The following is a 15703-nucleotide window of genomic DNA, read 5'->3' on the forward strand; positions in this document are numbered from 1 at the left end:
TTTGAAAAAAAATACCGCTTGAAGATAAAATCATCATTATGTTTTTTTTTCTAGCAATATGATGCTGAAATAGACAACGAAAAGATACTTTGAATACTTTACCTTTTGCAGATTAAACATCTTCATTGTATGTATACATATTAACTATGCTTTTAACACTACCATTTATTGACTATGGCGACTGCTATGAATAAACATTTAAGACCTTATTTAGGTATTTACCCAACTACTGGCACTGATGTATTTATCGATCCTTCCGCTGTTGTTATCGGAGATGTCCGCTTAGCCGATGATGTAAGTATTTGGCCTCTGTCTGTATTACGTGGTGATGTGAATTATATTGAAATTGGATCTCGCACGAATATACAAGATGGTTCAGTCTTACATGTTACCCATAAGTCAAAACACAACCCTGACGGTAACCCGTTAATTATCGGTGAAGATGTCACTGTCGGCCATAAAGTGATGCTGCATGGCTGTACCATTGGAGATCGCGTTTTAGTTGGAATGGGGTCGATTGTATTAGATGGTGCAATTATTGCGGATGACGTTGTTATAGGTGCTAACAGTTTAGTTACCCAAGGTAAAAAACTCGAAAGTGGCTACCTATATGTCGGTAGCCCAGCAAAAGCGGCCCGCAAACTGACTGAAGGGGAGTTGGAGCATTTGCGCTATTCCGCTAATAACTATGTTCAATGGAAAAATGACTACTTATCATCAGGCAAAGAGTAATCATTACCATTGTCTAAAAGGTCTTGAGCGATCAAGACCTCAAACTCTTCTTCTATATCCCAACGGTGAGTTTGAAATAATGCTAATGGTTCGGCTCCCATCCCATATCTTTTATATAGTAACCTGTCCGATATGACGCAATGCGCTAACATTCCATTAATTAATACTGGAAATCGTACCTTTCCAGTCATTACATCCCATTCTTCTCTATCTGGGAATTGAATTGCTTGATTCATTTTTTCAATTCCTTCTGTAACGCATACAAGACTGGTTCCATATCTGGCAGTACACCATGCCATAACTTAAAGGCAAAAGCGGCTTGCCCAACGAGCATTCCCAAGCCGTCAGCAAGCTGTTCAACATTATAAGCTTTCGCAAAAGATAAAAATGGCGTTAATGATTGTTGATAGAACATGTCATAACAAGCGACTTGCTTAGAAAATACCGCAGGATCAAGTTCAGGAATTTCCCCACTAACGCCAGAAGATGTTGCGTTGATGATAAGATCAAAAGTCGCAGTTTTGATCTCATCGATCGGCTGTGCGGTAATTGTTCCAAAACTTGCAAATTGGTTTATTAATGTTTTCGCTTTAGAGAAAGTTCTATTTGTTAGCGTTATTTCACACCCAAATTCCAAAAGTGGTAACAGCGCTCCGCGAGTTGCGCCACCAGCACCAATCATTAATATTTTACTATCCGTACGAATAAACTTCAGCCGTTGCAGGTCTAATAATAGACCTACACCATCCGTGTTATCACCTAAGAACCGATGGTCATCAAGTTTCATGACCGTATTGACAGCACCACATGATTGAGCCCGTTCTGTTAGTTCTGACATCATGTGATGTGCTCTTTCTTTAAAAGGAAGAGTGATATTCGCTCCTTTTCCTCCTTGAGCAAAAAACTCAGAGAGTTGTTGCTCAAATTCATCTATCGGAGCCAGAATACGTTCATACTCCAACGAGATCCCTGTTTGTTGAGCAAACATCTGATGAATGATAGGAGATTTACTATGTGCAATCGGATGGCCAAAGACGGCATACTTATCCATAAAATAGTTATCCTTTTCGGTATAATTGCCCAGTTTTAGCATCACGAATTTCTGATGGGTTTTGACGTCCACCTACAGCCCCATCCAGTACAGGGATACTTCCCGCAAACTGCTCTATAACTTCATGGGTCGTTCTACAAGGCTCCTTTCCACTCAAATTTGCGCTCGTTGATACCAATGGTTTTCCATATTCTCGGCAAAGTGCTTTTACTAACTTATGGTCAGTCACCCTTACCGCCAAAGTATCAAAGCGACCCGTTAACCATTTAGGTGTAGATGGCTTCGCTGGGATAACCCACGTAACGGGGCCAGGCCAGCTTTCAAACATGACTTGTTTTTGTTCATCTGTTAGCTGACTATCATCAACGTAACTTTTCAATTGCTCATAATTATCAGCAATGAGAATCAACCCTTTTTCCCAAGGACGTTGTTTCAATTCAAGTAATTTATTGACCGCTTGTTCACTATCGGGGTCACAGCCAAGTCCAAAAACAGCCTCTGTGGGATAAGCGATAACATCCCCTTTATTAAGGGCTGTGATAATATTTTCAATTGCAGGTGTAGATTTATTTTGCATCTTTTTAACTCATTATTCTTTCTGTGGTTTACCACATCGTTTACTGGCACAAAATAATCTTACTCCTTGAGCACCCCTTTTTTCCATAAGTAATGGATAATGACAATGCTCACACTCGCCAGATACGGGCTTGTTATTAAGAATAAATTGGCAGGATGGATAGCTATCGCAAGCATAAAATGTCTTACCAAACCTAGATTTACGTTGCAACAGATGCCCTGTTTGACACTGAGGGCAAGAAACTTTCGTTTCATCTGGCTTATCAATTAATTCTATATGCTCACATTCAGGGTAGTGACTACACCCAATAAACATACCAAATCGCCCTTGTTTCAAAACGAGATCATAACCACATTGAGGGCATGCTTGTCCTTCTAATACCTTTATTACATGGCTTTCTGCTGAAGGGCGCATAGGTTTGATATAATGACACTGCGGATATGAAGAACACGCAAAAAAAGGTCCATGTGCACCATTACGAATAACCAATACCGCACCGCATTCAGGGCAATGTTCATTTTTTTCTGTTTCAAAAGGCAATTGCTTTGACATGATTTTCTCTTAGCCAACTAACTTAATTTTATATATCCACCAGCAACTGAAGCGATCACACCATCTATTTCTAATTCAGTCAAAATAGAAGTCACTTCTGTTATGGGCTGTTGTGCGCGCTCAGCAATAACATCTGCGGGTAAAGGATGATACTCAACCATACTCAATATTTTGTTTTCTGTCAGATTAAATTCAGAATTAATTTCTTCTTTAATTAACGATTCGACAGGCAACCAATTCAGTCCGGCCTCTAGATGAGGTTTAATATCTTCGGGATCAACTAATAAATACGCGCCTTGCTGCAATAACCAATGATTGCCACTGAAAGCGGGATCTCCTAACGGTGCGGGTATCGTAAAAAGATCTCTATTTTGTTCAATAGCATAGCGTGCTGTTATCAATGAACCACTTTTCATACCTGCCTCAATAACAACGGTGGCTTTACTTAAACCACTAATGATTCGATTACGCCGAGGAAATTGCTTAGGGAGTGGCGGTGTATGAGGTAAATATTCAGAAATTAATGCGCCTTCTTCTTTTATTTTTTCCGCCAAAAAAATATGTTGCTTGGGGTAGATATTTGCGAGTCCACTACCTAAAACAGCGATTGTTTTCCCTTTTTCATTTAATGCCGCCCGATGACTAACAACATCGATTCCAAAGGCTAGCCCACTCGTAATCGTTAAACCATAACGTGTAAATTCTTTGGCAAACAGCTCGGCCCATTTACGGCCGTAAGCACTCGTTTGGCGGCTACCAACGATTGCAATCTGTGCAGTTGCAATTAATTCCCTTTGCCCGATGACAAACAACACCAGCGGAAAATTCGAGATTTGTTTTAACAAAAGGGGATAGTGTGAATCATAAAAGGTGATCAGCTGGTGCTCTTCTTTTTCCAACCATTTAATCGTTTGAGTTAACTTGGTCGAAGAAAAATGTTGAAACTGTAAGCATTGCAACTCATTCAGCCCACATTCTCGTAAGATAGGCAGACTAACTTTCTCTAATAAGAGTAGCTTGTTAATTATTCTTAATGCCTTATGCGGTGATAACCGGCTGACTTGAGACATTCTTAACCATATTTCTTGAGAATCCATCGCATCTTCCTGACGTTATAATAAATGAGTTCATCAATGAACAAATCATCACCAATACTGTCAATATGACCAATAAATGTCTAGAATAGGCATTAATTCTTATTCACTTTTTTGGACGCTGCTCGAAAAAATTTATGTCAGTATTAAACGTATTACATTACCCAGACGAACGCTTACGCACTATTGCTAAGCCAGTAGAAAAAGTAGATGCCGAAATTCAACGTATTATCGATGATATGTTCGAAACGATGTATGAAGAAGAAGGTATCGGTCTTGCTGCGACCCAAGTTGATATTCATCAGCGGATCATCGTTATTGATGTATCCGAAACGCGTGATGAACGACTGGTATTGATCAATCCTGAATTACTCGACAAATCAGGTGAAACAGGTATAGAGGAAGGCTGTCTCTCCATTCCTGAACAGCATGGATTTGTCCCAAGAGCCGAAAACGTTAAAATTCGAGCTCTCGACTATAATGGCGAAACGTTTGAACTTGAGGCCGATGGCTTACTCGCTATTTGTATTCAACATGAGATGGATCACCTTGTTGGGAAACTATTTGTCGATTATCTCTCTCCATTAAAACGCCAACGTATCCGCCAAAAAGTTGAAAAGTTGGATAGAATGAGAGCTAAAGAAGCCAAAATAGCTAAATAGATAGATTTATACAGGGAACATAAACGTGTCAGAATCATTAAAAATTATCTTTGCAGGTACACCTGATTTTGCTGCTGGTCATTTAGCTGCTTTGCTTAACACTAAACATCAGGTTGTAGGTGTCCTCACTCCACCAGATAAGCCCGCGGGAAGAGGAAAGAAGCTGACACCTAGCCCTGTAAAAGTATTAGCGCAAGAAAATAATATTCCCGTTTTTCAGCCTACTACACTGAAAAAGGAAGAAAACCATCAATGGATCAAAGAGCAAAATGCTGATTTGATGATTGTTGTTGCTTATGGCTTTATTTTGCCAAAAGCCGTTTTAGATATCCCCCGTTTAGGTTGCCTAAATGTCCACGGCTCACTACTACCTCGCTGGCGTGGGGCTGCTCCTATTCAACGTTCTATTTGGGCGGGTGATGCTGAAACGGGCGTCACGATTATGCAAATGGATGAAGGCTTAGATACCGGTGATATGCTCTATAAAGCGAAATGCCCTATCCTGCCAGAAGATACTAGCGCAACACTCTATCAAAAATTGGCTGTTATTGGTCCAGAAGCCCTAATACACACCTTAGACCTGATATCTAGCCAACAATGCCTTCCTGAAAAACAGGACGATTCCTTAGCAAATTATGCAGAGAAATTATCTAAAGAAGAAGCACGTATTAATTGGCAATTATCAGCAGAGCAGATAGAACGTTGTGTTAGAGCGTTTAATCCTTGGCCTATGAGCTATTTTATGGTTCAAGATCAACTGATAAAAATTTGGCAGGCTGAAGTGATTTCAGAAAATCACAGTGAAAAACCAGGTACGATTATTAGCGCCGATAAAAATGGTATATGTGTCGCCACTGCTAGCGGAAAATTGAATATCGTTCAATTACAGCCTCCAGGTAAAAAAGCCATGGCAGCACAAGATCTATTAAACTCTCGCCGTGAATGGTTCGCTCCTGGAACACTACTTAATTAAAACACCAATAAATTTGCCTGATAATATATTCAGGCAAATTTATTTCGTGACGAATAGACTCACCCTCATTTATGAAGAATACATATAACTTGCGTAGCATCGCAGCAATAGCCATTGGTCAAGTCATTGACAAAGGCCAATCCCTAAGTACGGTACTACCTGAATTACAAAAAAATATTAGCGATAAAGATAAGTCTCTATTACAAGAGATCTGTTTTGGTGTTCTCCGCTATTTGCCTAAACTTGAATGGTTTGTTAGCCAACTAATGGAAAAACCACTGACAGGCAAGCAACGAACATTACACTACCTCATTATGGTTGGTATTTATCAGCTACTCTATACACGTATTCCAGCTCATGCAGCCCTTGCTGAAACAGTCAATGGAGCCGTTGCATTAAAACGTCCTCAACTAAAAGGGCTTATCAATGGTGTATTGCGTTCATTCCAAAGACAACAAGCTCAGTTAGAAGAACGTAGCGCAAATCATAATAGTCAATATTTACATCCTAGTTGGTTACTAAAAAGACTGCAAAACGCATACCCTAGCGAATGGCAATCCATTGTTGAAGCGAACAACCAACGTCCACCTATGTGGTTGAGGGTTAACGCTCAACATCATAGTGCTGAACAATACCAAAGGCTGTTGGAAGAAATAGGAATTACATCTGAGCGACATCTTAAACACCCTTCCGCATTAAGGCTATCTGAACCAACTTCAGTAGCAAAACTACCCGGCTTTGATGATGGCTGGTCTACAGTACAAGATGTCTCCGCCCAAGGTTGTGCCGAAATACTTGCACCTCAAAATAATGAACATATTCTCGACCTATGTGCAGCACCTGGCGGTAAGACAACCCATATATTAGAACTGGCACCAAAAGCGCATGTTGTGGCTGTCGATATTGATGAATCTCGCCTAAAACGCGTAAACGAAAATTTGTCGCGACTCAAGCAACATGCTGTTGTTATTCAAGGTGATGGAACTACTCCTGAGCAATGGGCTGAGGGTAAATTGTTTGATCGCATATTGCTTGATGCACCATGTTCAGCAACCGGTGTTATTCGACGTCACCCAGATATAAAATGGTTAAGACGGGATTCTGATATTAATGAGCTCACCGTTCTTCAAGCCAAAATACTCGAGTCTATTTGGCCATATTTAAAAGTAGGCGGTACTCTTGTCTATGCAACTTGCTCTGTTATGCCCGAAGAGAATAGCCTGCAAATAAAAAACTTTTTAGCTAAACACCCGGAAGCTAAACTGAATGATGGCACAAGTGCAGGATTACAAATACTCCCCAGTGAAACAGGGGGTGATGGTTTCTTCTACGCACGCCTAGTAAAGCAAATAAATTAACTGGATAAGGCTTGTCTGAGATAGGAATATTCAATGAAAATCATTATTTTAGGTGCAGGACAAGTTGGTGGAACTCTCGCTGAAAATCTAGTAGACGAAAACAATGATATTACTGTCGTTGACACGAATGCTGATCGCTTGCGTCAATTACAAGATCAGTTTGATCTTAGAGTCGTCAATGGTCACGGCTCCCACCCACGAGTACTCCGTGATGCGGGAGCTGAAGATGCAGATATGTTAGTCGCAGTGACTAATTCAGATGAGACTAACATGATCGCATGTCAAATTGCCTATAGTCTTTTTAATACCCCGAATAAAATCGCGCGTATTAGAGCAACTGAATATATCCGTGAAGCAGACAAGCTATTTTTACCTGAACAAATTCCTATTGATTATTTAATCTCTCCGGAACAATTAGTCATAGACTATATTTACAAACTAATCCAATACCCTGGCGCACTCCAAGTAGTTAATTTTGCCGAAGGTAAAGTCAGTATTGTTGCGGTTAAAGCCTATTATGGCGGTTCACTCGTGGGTAATGCTCTATCAAGCTTACGTGAACACATGCCACATATTGATACCAGAGTCGTAGCAATATTCCGTCAAGATCGTCCTATAAGACCTCAAGGCTCGACCATCATTGAAGCTGGAGATGAAGTATTTTTTGTCGCTTCAACACAACATATTCGCGCTGTCATGAGTGAATTACAACGTCTAGAAAAACCTTATAAACGTTTAATGATAGTAGGTGGCGGTAATGTTGGTGCAGGCTTAGCAAAACGGCTAGAAAAAGATTATAGCGTCAAGCTAATAGAGCGTAATCAACAACGCGCAACAGAACTGGCTGAACTACTTCATGATACGATCGTGTTTTATGGTGATGCTTCTGATCAAGAGTTATTAACCGAAGAGCATATTGAGCAAATGGATGTATTCATAGCCCTAACTAACGACGACGAAGCAAATATCATGTCGGCTATGTTAGCTAAAAAAATGGGGGCTAAAAAAGCCATGGTCTTAATTCAACGCACCGCTTATGTTGAATTAGTTCAAGGAGGGGTGATTGATATTGCTGTATCACCACAGCAAGCAACAATCTCGGCATTACTTGGCCATGTCCGAAAAGCCGATATTGTCAGCGTTTCCTCATTAAGAAGGGGGGTTGCTGAAGCCATTGAGGCAATTGCACACGGAGATGAAAATACATCTAAAGTTGTAGGAAAGAAAATTTCAGATATTAAGCTTCCACCGGGGACAATTATTGGTGCTTTAGTTAGAGAAGATGAAGTTATTATTGCCAGTGATTATCATATTATTGAACAAGGTGATCATGTCATCATGTTTATTACAGATAAAAAATATGTACCTGACGTTGAAAAACTATTTCAGCCTAGCCCTTTCTTTTTATAAAAATAAAATGACGATTCATTTGCAGCTTAATTGATCTAGGTACTATAATTTGTTAACTAAATATTTATTTTATGAAACAGAGTTTTTAATTAGGGGGTCAAATGAGTTTTTTAAAAGAGTTTCGTGAATTTGCAATGAAGGGCAATGTTGTCGACATGGCTGTCGGTATCATTATTGGTGCAGCATTCGGTAAGATTGTTTCTTCATTAGTAGCTGATGTCATTATGCCCCCTCTCGGCTTATTAATTGGCGGGGTCGACTTTAAACAATTCAGTGTTATTTTAAGGGCGGCTGAAGGAGATATGCCTGCTGTTGTTCTTAATTATGGTATGTTTATTCAAACGGTATTTGATTTTGTTATTGTCGCATTTGCTATTTTCATGGCAATTAAAGTGATGAATAAAGTACGTCGCGAAAAAGAAGCAGAACCTGAAGCGCCACCGGCACCGAGTAAAGAAGAAGTTTTATTATCAGAAATTCGTGATTTATTAAAAGAACAAAATAAAAAGTAATAACTAAAAAGCCAGTGGTAATACGTAGAATAACTTATTACCACTGGCCTCCCAGTTACCATTTCTTTGATGTTTTCCTTTCCGAGTATAGCTTCCTTTTCCTTTCTTATTTTTTTCAACTCGTTGCCTAAATAATGGGTCGTGTAACAATGCTTCAATTGCATTATCTTTTATCTGACCACGTTTATGTTGATATTGGCTCATGGTATATACCTTCCTATAACAATAAAACTAAATGGTAATCAACTAATAGACTTTGGATGCACCCTTTTCAAGAATCTCCATTATCGAACAATATGTTGTTGCGTGTTCCTCGCCACAGCAAGCGGAGCTAAGCATCTTCAAAGAATCACGCATAATAATAAGTTCTTGGATCTTTTTTTCAACTTCAAACAGACGCAAATCAACAATTTTTTTTGACTCTTGGCATGTATGATGTTCAGGATCGACTCTTATCGATAAGAGCTCAGTAATCGCTTCCAAAGTAAAACCTAATTGCTTTGCATAACGGATGAAACGCAGCCGTTGCAGATCTTGATCCGTATACAAGCGATAACCGCCTTCAGTCCTAAGCTTATGCCCCATCAGACCTTGCTTTTCATAAAAGCGGATCGTATCAGGGGTAACATCAGCAAGACGAGCAATTTGCCCTATTTTATACATACTCATGGGTACTCCACTTTAAATAAGGTCTAAATGGAATAAATCAAGGATGATGTTCAGTGGAAGATAGAATAGCAGGTACAAAAAAACCGGGCAAATATACCCGGTTTTTTTGATAGCAAACAGATTACTCTGCAGCTACTTCTTGAGACTCAACAGCACGGTCAACAAGCTCGATGTAAGCCATCGGAGCATTGTCACCAGTACGGAAGCCACACTTAAGAATACGAGTGTAACCGCCCGCACGCGCTGCAAAGCGAGGTCCCAATTCATTAAACAATTTTGCCACGATCTCGTTATCACGAGTACGGGCGAATGCCAGACGACGATTAGCTACGCTGTCGGTCTTGGCAAGAGTAATCAGCGGCTCAACGACGCGACGCAGTTCTTTCGCTTTAGGCAGAGTCGTCTTGATGATTTCATGACGAACTAAAGAACCTGCCATGTTACGGAACATAGCTTGGCGGTGGCTGCTGTTGCGGTTCAATTGACGACCACTCTTACGATGGCGCATGACCTTATCCTTCTCAGTAAAACCTTAACCTGTGATCCTAATCATCAGCAATACTTGCTGGTGGCCAATTTTCTAAGCGCATGCCCAGAGAAAGACCACGAGATGCCAAGACGTCCTTAATTTCAGTAAGAGATTTCTTACCAAGGTTAGGCGTTTTAAGCAACTCAACTTCAGTACGCTGTACCAGATCACCGATGTAGTGGATAGCTTCTGCTTTAAGGCAGTTAGCAGAGCGGACAGTCAATTCCAGATCGTCAACTGGGCGCAATAAGATAGGATCGAACTCTGGTTTCTCTTCTTTAACTTCAGGCTGACGAACATCACGTAAGTCAACAAAAGCTTCAAGTTGTTCAGCCAGGATAGTCGCTGCACGGCGAATCGCCTCTTCAGGATCGATTGTACCGTTAGTTTCCATTTCGATAACTAACTTATCCAAGTCAGTACGTTGCTCAACACGAGCTGCTTCAACATTGTAGGCAATACGCTCTACAGGGCTATAGCAAGCATCGACTAACAAACGACCAATTGGGCGCTCATCTTCTTCCGAATGTACTCGGGCAGAAGCCGGCACATAACCACGACCACGCTGAACTTTGATACGCATATTGATTGATGCGCTTTCGTCTGTCAGGTGGCAGATAACGTGCTGTGGCTTGACGATTTCGACATCGCCATCATGGACGATGTCGGCTGCAGTCACAGGGCCAATGCCAGATTTATTCAAGGTTAAAATAACTTCATCTTTCCCCTGAACTTTTACCGCCAGCCCTTTCAGGTTGAGGAGAATCTCCAGGATATCTTCCTGTACACCTTCTTTGGTGCTGTACTCATGCAGTACACCATCAATCTCAACCTCTGTCACCGCACAACCCGGCATAGACGAAAGCAGAATACGGCGCAGTGCGTTACCAAGAGTATGACCGAAGCCACGCTCTAAAGGCTCAAGGGTCACCTTGGCGTGCGTCGAACTCACTTGCTCGATATCTACCAGGCGCGGTTTTAGAAACTCTGTCACAGAACCCTGCATTGTGTCCTCTCTTTGGTGCTAAGCTTTACTTAGAGTAAAGCTCGACGATCAGGTGTTCGTTAATGTCCGCAGACAGGTCAGTACGTTCAGGAATACGTTTGAACACACCTTCCATTTTAGCAGCATCAACTTCCAGCCAAGTTGGCTTCTCACGCTGTTCAGCCAGCTCTAAAGCAGCCTTAATACGAGACTGTTTTTTCGCTTTCTCACGAACGCTGATAACGTCATTCGGGGAAACCTGATAAGAAGCGATATTAACTACTCGACCATTTACCATGATAGCCTTGTGGCTAACCATTTGACGTGCTTCTGCGCGAGTTGCGCCAAAGCCCATACGGTAAACGACGTTATCAAGACGGCCTTCCAGCAGAGTCAGCAGGTTTTCACCTGTGTTGCCTTTCAGACGTGTTGCTTCTTTGTAATAGTTACGGAATTGACGTTCTAGAACACCGTAAATACGACGAACTTTTTGTTTTTCACGTAACTGAACACCGTAGTCAGACAGACGCGGTTTACGCGCGCCGTGCTGGCCAGGTGCTTGTTCTAATTTACACTTGGTGTCAATCGCGCGAACACCAGACTTCAGGAAGAGGTCTGTTCCTTCGCGACGGCTCAGCTTGAGCTTAGGACCCAAATATCTAGCCATTTTCTTTCTCCAACAGTCCTAAAAACGAAACGTATTAAACGCGACGTTTTTTCGGTGGGCGACAACCGTTATGAGGGATAGGAGTCACATCAGTAATATTTGTGATGCGGAAACCTGCGGCGTTCAGAGCACGAATTGTTGATTCGCGACCCGGACCCGGTCCCTTAACCATAACTTCCAGGTTCTTGATACCGTATTCTTTCACGGCTTCTGCGCAACGCTCTGCTGCAACCTGAGCTGCAAACGGAGTGGATTTGCGAGAACCACGGAAACCGGAACCACCGGCAGTTGCCCAACCTAATGCGTTACCCTGACGATCAGTAATAGTAACGATTGTGTTGTTGAAAGAAGCATGGATATGAGCCACACCGTCTGAGACTTGTTTTCTTACACGTTTACGTGCACGAATTGGTGCCTTTGCCATTATTCAGTACCCCGACTTATTTCTTGATCGGCTTACGCGGACCCTTACGGGTACGAGCGTTAGTCTTAGTACGCTGTCCGCGCACAGGAAGACCACGACGATGACGTAAACCACGGTAACATCCAAGGTCCATCAGACGCTTGATGCTCAGGGTAATTTCACGACGTAGGTCACCTTCTACCACATACTTGGCAACTTCGTCACGCAGCTTGTCGATTTGTTCTTCAGACAGCTCACTGATCTTAACATTTTCAGCAATACCAGTTGCTTCACAGATAGCCTGTGAACGAGTTTTGCCGATTCCGAAAATCGATGTTAAAGCGATTACGGTATGTTTATGATCAGGAATGTTAATGCCTGCTATACGGGCCACTATGCACTCCTAAGTTAAAATATACATTACTGTGCTGAAAAGCCCGTTTTCAGGATACTCAAACAATAATGTATCTTCGATAAAAAAGATTGGCTGGCTAATTTAGCCAGCTCAACCCAACTTTGCAAGAAAAAAATGCTTTTTCTTAACCTTGACGTTGTTTATGTCTTGGTTCAACACTGCAAATTACACGAACGCTACCATTGCGACGGATAACTTTACAGTTACGGCATAATTTCTTGACGGAAGCACGAACTTTCATTTTTACTCTCCGTAACTTCTAAAGCAAACCATAATCACACTAAGTGATTACTTACCTTTAAGATTTGCTTTCTTCAATGCAGACTCATATTGACTTGACATCATGAGAGTTTGCACTTGAGCCATAAAGTCCATGATAACGACGACTACGATTAATAGGGAAGTACCACCAAAGTAAAAAGGTACTTTCATTGCGTCACGCATGAACTCCGGGATTAGGCAGATAAAGGTAATATAGAGCGCGCCAACTAAAGTTAGACGTGTCATTACCTTATCAATGTACTTGGCCGTTTGCTCTCCCGGACGAATTCCTGGTACAAATGCACCGGACTTCTTCAGGTTATCTGCCGTTTCTCTTGGGTTGAAAACCAACGCCGTATAGAAGAAACAGAAGAAGATGATCGCAGAAGCATAAAGCAACACATACAACGGTTGGCCTGGTTGTAAATACATCGAAATAGTCGTTAACCAGTCCCAACCAGTCCCATCACCGAACCAGGATGCTATTGTACCCGGGAACAGTATGATACTGGAAGCAAAAATTGCAGGAATTACACCCGCCATATTCACTTTTAGTGGTAAATGTGTGCTTTGTGCAGCATAAACACGGCGTCCTTGTTGACGTTTCGCGTAGTTAACAACGATACGACGTTGACCACGCTCCATGAATACAACAAAGAAAGTTACCGCGAATACGAGCACTGCAACCAACAGCAACAGGAGGAAGTGCAGATCGCCTTGCCGAGCTTGCTCGATAGTATGGCCAATGGCCGGCGGTAGACCCGCAACGATACCAGCGAAGATAATGATTGAGATACCGTTACCAATACCTCTTTCAGTTATCTGCTCACCTAGCCACATCAAGAACATGGTTCCAGTAACTAAGCTAACAACAGCCGTGAAGTAGAACGGGAGACCCGGATCAATAACTAGCCCTTGCATCCCTGGCATATTCGGAAGACCCATCGCAATACCAACAGATTGGAATATTGCTAAAACCAAAGTACCCCAACGGGTATATTGGCTTATCTTCCGACGACCTGCTTCACCTTCTTTCTTAATCTCTGCTAATCGTGGGTTAACCACAGATAATAATTGGATAATAATTGACGCAGAAATATACGGCATAATACCCAAAGCAAAGATAGAAGCTCGGCTAAGAGCACCACCAGAGAACATGTTAAACATATCAATGATGGTGCCTTGTTGCTGTTCGAGCAATTTGGCAAGCACAGTGGCATCAATACCAGGGATTGGAATAAAAGAACCAATTCGGAAAACGATTAGTGCACCAATAACAAACAAAAGTCTGCGCTTCAGTTCACCAACTCCACCCTTGGCACTTTGAAAATCTAATCCTGGTTGTTTAGCCATCTGTCACTTATTCCTCAATTTTACCGCCGGCAGCTTCAATCGCAGCGCGAGCACCTTTAGTAACACGAAGGCCACGTACAGTAACTGCACGATTCACTTCGCCAGACAGAATAACTTTCGCATATTCAATCTGGATGCCAACAACATTCGCGGCTTTTAGTGCGTTCAGATCAATTACATCGCCTTCAACAGCAGCAAAATCAGACAGACGAATCTCTGCGGTGATCATTGCTTTACGTGAAGTAAAACCAAATTTTGGTAGACGACGGTATAAAGGCATCTGGCCACCTTCAAAACCACGACGTACGCCACCGCCAGAACGAGATTTCTGACCTTTGTGACCACGTCCGCCGGTTTTACCCAGACCAGAACCGATACCACGACCTAAGCGCTTAGGCGCGTGCTTGGCACCTTCAGCCGGAGACAGAGTATTTAAACGCATCTCTTACTCCTCAACTTTAACCATGTAGGAAACCAAGTTGACCATACCGCGAACAGCAGGAGTATCCTCACGTTCTACTGTATGACCAATGCGACGCAGACCTAAACCGACCAAAGTTGCCTTATGCTTAGGCAGACGACCGATTGAACTGCGAACTTGTGTAATTTTAATAGTCTTAGCCATGGCTGATTACCCCAGAATTTCTTCGACGGATTTTCCACGCTTAGCTGCGACCATTTCTGGAGACTTCATGCTGTCTAAAGCATCCAGTGTTGCACGAACCACGTTGATTGGGTTTGTGGAACCATAGGTTTTAGCCAGTACGTTGCGAACTCCAGCTACTTCTAAAACAGCACGCATTGCACCACCGGCAATGATACCGGTACCTTCGTGAGCAGGTTGCATAAACACGCGAGAACCGGTGTGTGTACCTTTCACAGGGTGGAACAGTGTGCCGTTGTTTAGAGCAACGGTTTTCATACTGCGACGGGCTTTTTCCATCGCTTTCTGGATTGCTGCCGGAACTTCGCGCGCTTTGCCGTAGCCAAAACCAACGCGACCGTTACCATCACCAACTACTGTTAGTGCTGTAAAGCTGAAAATACGGCCACCTTTAACGGTTTTTGCTACGCGGTTTACCGCGATCAGCTTTTCCTGCAGTTCACCAGCTTGTTTCTCGATGTGAGCCATCTTACACCTCTACCTTAGAACTGAAGGCCAGCTTCACGGGCAGCATCTGCCAGTGCCTGGACTCTACCATGATATTGGAAACCAGAACGGTCAAAAGCAACAACAGTGATGCCTTTTTCCAGTGCGCGCTCAGCAATAATTTTACCAACAACTGCTGCTGCGTCTTTGTTTCCAGTGAATTTCACTTGCTCATTGATAGCTTTTTCTGTAGTAGAAGCGGCCACCAAAGTTTCAGAACCGTTTGGAGCGATAACCTGCGCATAAATATGGCGTGGAGTACGGTGTACCACCAGGCGTGTCGCACCCAACTCTTGGATCTTGCGGCGTGCGCGGGTCGCACGACGGATACGAGCTGCTTTCTTATCCAT

Annotated in this window: 24 protein-coding genes; 6 read left to right on the forward strand and 18 right to left on the reverse strand. The window is 42.4% G+C overall.

The window, feature by feature from the left end; genetic code table 11:
- Positions 1-186: 186 nt before the first annotated feature.
- Positions 187-732 (forward strand): gamma carbonic anhydrase family protein, encoded by a 546-nt coding sequence (locus M1F03_RS17740; RefSeq protein WP_154622872.1) that lies wholly within the window; start codon positions 187-189, stop codon positions 730-732.
- Here M1F03_RS17740 and M1F03_RS17745 read toward each other — a convergent pair.
- Genes M1F03_RS17745 through dprA form a run of 5 tightly spaced genes read right to left on the reverse strand, consistent with a single transcriptional unit; the run spans position 708 to position 4009 of the window.
- The gene (locus tag M1F03_RS17745) at positions 708-968 is read right to left on the reverse strand and encodes a DUF1488 domain-containing protein (protein WP_163863300.1); all 261 of its coding nucleotides are present in this window, start codon (positions 966-968) and stop codon (positions 708-710) included. The genes M1F03_RS17740 and M1F03_RS17745 overlap by 25 nt on opposite strands.
- Positions 965-1783 (reverse strand): shikimate dehydrogenase, encoded by an 819-nt coding sequence (aroE, locus tag M1F03_RS17750; protein ID WP_251464776.1) that lies wholly within the window; start codon positions 1781-1783, stop codon positions 965-967. The genes M1F03_RS17745 and aroE overlap by 4 nt, the downstream gene beginning before the upstream one ends.
- Before the next feature lie 7 nt (positions 1784-1790).
- Positions 1791-2360 carry an L-threonylcarbamoyladenylate synthase type 1 TsaC gene (gene tsaC, locus M1F03_RS17755; protein WP_154622875.1) on the reverse strand — a complete coding sequence of 190 codons (570 nt, stop codon included), beginning with the start codon at positions 2358-2360 and terminating at the stop codon, positions 1791-1793.
- Between the two features lie 12 nt (positions 2361-2372).
- Positions 2373-2912 carry a type I DNA topoisomerase gene (locus M1F03_RS17760; RefSeq protein ID WP_154622876.1) on the reverse strand — a complete coding sequence of 180 codons (540 nt, stop codon included), beginning with the start codon at positions 2910-2912 and terminating at the stop codon, positions 2373-2375.
- Positions 2913-2929: 17 nt separating this feature from the next.
- Positions 2930-4009 (reverse strand): DNA-processing protein DprA, encoded by a 1080-nt coding sequence (gene dprA, locus M1F03_RS17765; protein ID WP_154622877.1) that lies wholly within the window; start codon positions 4007-4009, stop codon positions 2930-2932.
- A gap of 134 nt (positions 4010-4143) precedes the next feature.
- Here dprA and def point away from each other — a divergent pair, with 134 nt between their 5' ends.
- The 5 genes from def to mscL all read left to right on the forward strand — a co-directional run bounded on the left by def (position 4144) and on the right by mscL (position 8921).
- Positions 4144-4668 carry a peptide deformylase gene (gene def / locus M1F03_RS17770; protein ID WP_163863309.1) on the forward strand — a complete coding sequence of 175 codons (525 nt, stop codon included), beginning with the start codon at positions 4144-4146 and terminating at the stop codon, positions 4666-4668.
- A gap of 25 nt (positions 4669-4693) precedes the next feature.
- Complete coding sequence (gene fmt / locus M1F03_RS17775) at positions 4694-5641, forward strand: methionyl-tRNA formyltransferase (RefSeq protein ID WP_251464777.1); 948 nt, start codon at positions 4694-4696, stop codon at positions 5639-5641.
- Between the two features lie 71 nt (positions 5642-5712).
- A complete protein-coding gene (gene rsmB, locus M1F03_RS17780) occupies positions 5713-6999 on the forward strand; it encodes a 16S rRNA (cytosine(967)-C(5))-methyltransferase RsmB (protein ID WP_251464778.1) in 1287 nt (428 codons plus the stop codon).
- 33 nt (positions 7000-7032) lie between these two features.
- Positions 7033-8409 (forward strand): Trk system potassium transporter TrkA, encoded by a 1377-nt coding sequence (gene trkA, locus M1F03_RS17785; protein ID WP_154622880.1) that lies wholly within the window; start codon positions 7033-7035, stop codon positions 8407-8409.
- Positions 8410-8510: 101 nt separating this feature from the next.
- Positions 8511-8921, forward strand: a complete 411-nt coding sequence (gene mscL / locus M1F03_RS17790) for a large-conductance mechanosensitive channel protein MscL (RefSeq protein WP_154624951.1) — start codon at positions 8511-8513, stop codon at positions 8919-8921.
- Between the two features lie 3 nt (positions 8922-8924).
- Here the strand turns inward: mscL and M1F03_RS17795 are convergent, their stop codons facing one another.
- From M1F03_RS17795 to rplR, 13 genes are all read right to left on the reverse strand, one after another.
- Positions 8925-9125 (reverse strand): alternative ribosome-rescue factor A, encoded by a 201-nt coding sequence (locus M1F03_RS17795; RefSeq protein WP_167520927.1) that lies wholly within the window; start codon positions 9123-9125, stop codon positions 8925-8927.
- Positions 9126-9167: 42 nt separating this feature from the next.
- Positions 9168-9584: a Zn(2+)-responsive transcriptional regulator gene (gene zntR / locus M1F03_RS17800; protein WP_154624961.1), complete on the reverse strand. Its 417-nt coding sequence runs from the start codon at positions 9582-9584 to the stop codon at positions 9168-9170.
- Between the two features lie 127 nt (positions 9585-9711).
- Complete coding sequence (gene rplQ, locus M1F03_RS17805; RefSeq protein WP_154624952.1) at positions 9712-10098, reverse strand: 50S ribosomal protein L17; 387 nt, start codon at positions 10096-10098, stop codon at positions 9712-9714.
- A gap of 37 nt (positions 10099-10135) precedes the next feature.
- Positions 10136-11125, reverse strand: a complete 990-nt coding sequence (locus tag M1F03_RS17810) for a DNA-directed RNA polymerase subunit alpha (protein ID WP_004926425.1) — start codon at positions 11123-11125, stop codon at positions 10136-10138.
- Positions 11126-11150: 25 nt separating this feature from the next.
- Positions 11151-11771, reverse strand: coding sequence for a 30S ribosomal protein S4 (rpsD, locus tag M1F03_RS17815; protein WP_004265487.1), 621 nt, complete (start codon positions 11769-11771; stop codon positions 11151-11153).
- Between the two features lie 34 nt (positions 11772-11805).
- The gene (gene rpsK, locus M1F03_RS17820) at positions 11806-12195 is read right to left on the reverse strand and encodes a 30S ribosomal protein S11 (RefSeq protein ID WP_002919257.1); all 390 of its coding nucleotides are present in this window, start codon (positions 12193-12195) and stop codon (positions 11806-11808) included.
- 16 nt (positions 12196-12211) lie between these two features.
- Positions 12212-12568 carry a 30S ribosomal protein S13 gene (gene rpsM, locus M1F03_RS17825; protein WP_004907144.1) on the reverse strand — a complete coding sequence of 119 codons (357 nt, stop codon included), beginning with the start codon at positions 12566-12568 and terminating at the stop codon, positions 12212-12214.
- Between the two features lie 145 nt (positions 12569-12713).
- Positions 12714-12830 (reverse strand): 50S ribosomal protein L36, encoded by a 117-nt coding sequence (rpmJ, locus tag M1F03_RS17830; RefSeq protein ID WP_071548716.1) that lies wholly within the window; start codon positions 12828-12830, stop codon positions 12714-12716.
- A gap of 47 nt (positions 12831-12877) precedes the next feature.
- On the reverse strand, positions 12878-14203 hold the full coding sequence (secY, locus tag M1F03_RS17835) for a preprotein translocase subunit SecY (protein ID WP_070928787.1): 1326 nt from the start codon (positions 14201-14203) through the stop codon (positions 12878-12880).
- Positions 14204-14210: 7 nt separating this feature from the next.
- Positions 14211-14645, reverse strand: a complete 435-nt coding sequence (rplO, locus tag M1F03_RS17840; protein WP_070928788.1) for a 50S ribosomal protein L15 — start codon at positions 14643-14645, stop codon at positions 14211-14213.
- A gap of 3 nt (positions 14646-14648) precedes the next feature.
- Complete coding sequence (rpmD, locus tag M1F03_RS17845) at positions 14649-14828, reverse strand: 50S ribosomal protein L30 (protein WP_004265475.1); 180 nt, start codon at positions 14826-14828, stop codon at positions 14649-14651.
- A 6-nt stretch (positions 14829-14834) separates the two neighbouring features.
- Positions 14835-15335, reverse strand: coding sequence for a 30S ribosomal protein S5 (gene rpsE, locus M1F03_RS17850; protein ID WP_004265471.1), 501 nt, complete (start codon positions 15333-15335; stop codon positions 14835-14837).
- A gap of 14 nt (positions 15336-15349) precedes the next feature.
- On the reverse strand, positions 15350-15703 hold the full coding sequence (gene rplR / locus M1F03_RS17855; RefSeq protein WP_070928789.1) for a 50S ribosomal protein L18: 354 nt from the start codon (positions 15701-15703) through the stop codon (positions 15350-15352).

It is taken from the genome of Providencia sp. PROV080, from assembly GCF_033688105.1.
Classification (GTDB): Bacteria; Pseudomonadota; Gammaproteobacteria; order Enterobacterales; family Enterobacteriaceae; genus Providencia; species Providencia zhejiangensis.

Bases quoted from the DNA above. Each gene is read 5' to 3' on its own strand.
- M1F03_RS17740 (WP_154622872.1), top strand. From the start codon at position 187: ATGAATAAACATTTAAGACCTTATTTAGGTATTTACCCAACTACTGGC.
- M1F03_RS17745 (WP_163863300.1), bottom strand. From the start codon at position 968: ATGAATCAAGCAATTCAATTCCCAGATAGAGAAGAATGGGATGTAATG.
- aroE (WP_251464776.1), bottom strand. From the start codon at position 1,783: ATGGATAAGTATGCCGTCTTTGGCCATCCGATTGCACATAGTAAATCT.
- tsaC (WP_154622875.1), bottom strand. From the start codon at position 2,360: ATGCAAAATAAATCTACACCTGCAATTGAAAATATTATCACAGCCCTT.
- M1F03_RS17760 (WP_154622876.1), bottom strand. From the start codon at position 2,912: ATGTCAAAGCAATTGCCTTTTGAAACAGAAAAAAATGAACATTGCCCT.
- dprA (WP_154622877.1), bottom strand. From the start codon at position 4,009: ATGGATTCTCAAGAAATATGGTTAAGAATGTCTCAAGTCAGCCGGTTA.
- def (WP_163863309.1), top strand. From the start codon at position 4,144: ATGTCAGTATTAAACGTATTACATTACCCAGACGAACGCTTACGCACT.
- rsmB (WP_251464778.1), top strand. From the start codon at position 5,713: ATGAAGAATACATATAACTTGCGTAGCATCGCAGCAATAGCCATTGGT.
- trkA (WP_154622880.1), top strand. From the start codon at position 7,033: ATGAAAATCATTATTTTAGGTGCAGGACAAGTTGGTGGAACTCTCGCT.
- mscL (WP_154624951.1), top strand. From the start codon at position 8,511: ATGAGTTTTTTAAAAGAGTTTCGTGAATTTGCAATGAAGGGCAATGTT.
- M1F03_RS17795 (WP_167520927.1), bottom strand. From the start codon at position 9,125: ATGAGCCAATATCAACATAAACGTGGTCAGATAAAAGATAATGCAATT.
- zntR (WP_154624961.1), bottom strand. From the start codon at position 9,584: ATGTATAAAATAGGGCAAATTGCTCGTCTTGCTGATGTTACCCCTGAT.
- rplQ (WP_154624952.1), bottom strand. From the start codon at position 10,098: ATGCGCCATCGTAAGAGTGGTCGTCAATTGAACCGCAACAGCAGCCAC.
- M1F03_RS17810 (WP_004926425.1), bottom strand. From the start codon at position 11,125: ATGCAGGGTTCTGTGACAGAGTTTCTAAAACCGCGCCTGGTAGATATC.
- rpsD (WP_004265487.1), bottom strand. From the start codon at position 11,771: ATGGCTAGATATTTGGGTCCTAAGCTCAAGCTGAGCCGTCGCGAAGGA.
- rpsK (WP_002919257.1), bottom strand. From the start codon at position 12,195: ATGGCAAAGGCACCAATTCGTGCACGTAAACGTGTAAGAAAACAAGTC.
- rpmJ (WP_071548716.1), bottom strand. From the start codon at position 12,830: ATGAAAGTTCGTGCTTCCGTCAAGAAATTATGCCGTAACTGTAAAGTT.
- secY (WP_070928787.1), bottom strand. From the start codon at position 14,203: ATGGCTAAACAACCAGGATTAGATTTTCAAAGTGCCAAGGGTGGAGTT.
- rplO (WP_070928788.1), bottom strand. From the start codon at position 14,645: ATGCGTTTAAATACTCTGTCTCCGGCTGAAGGTGCCAAGCACGCGCCT.
- rpmD (WP_004265475.1), bottom strand. From the start codon at position 14,828: ATGGCTAAGACTATTAAAATTACACAAGTTCGCAGTTCAATCGGTCGT.
- rpsE (WP_004265471.1), bottom strand. From the start codon at position 15,335: ATGGCTCACATCGAGAAACAAGCTGGTGAACTGCAGGAAAAGCTGATC.
- rplR (WP_070928789.1), bottom strand. From the start codon at position 15,703: ATGGATAAGAAAGCAGCTCGTATCCGTCGTGCGACCCGCGCACGCCGC.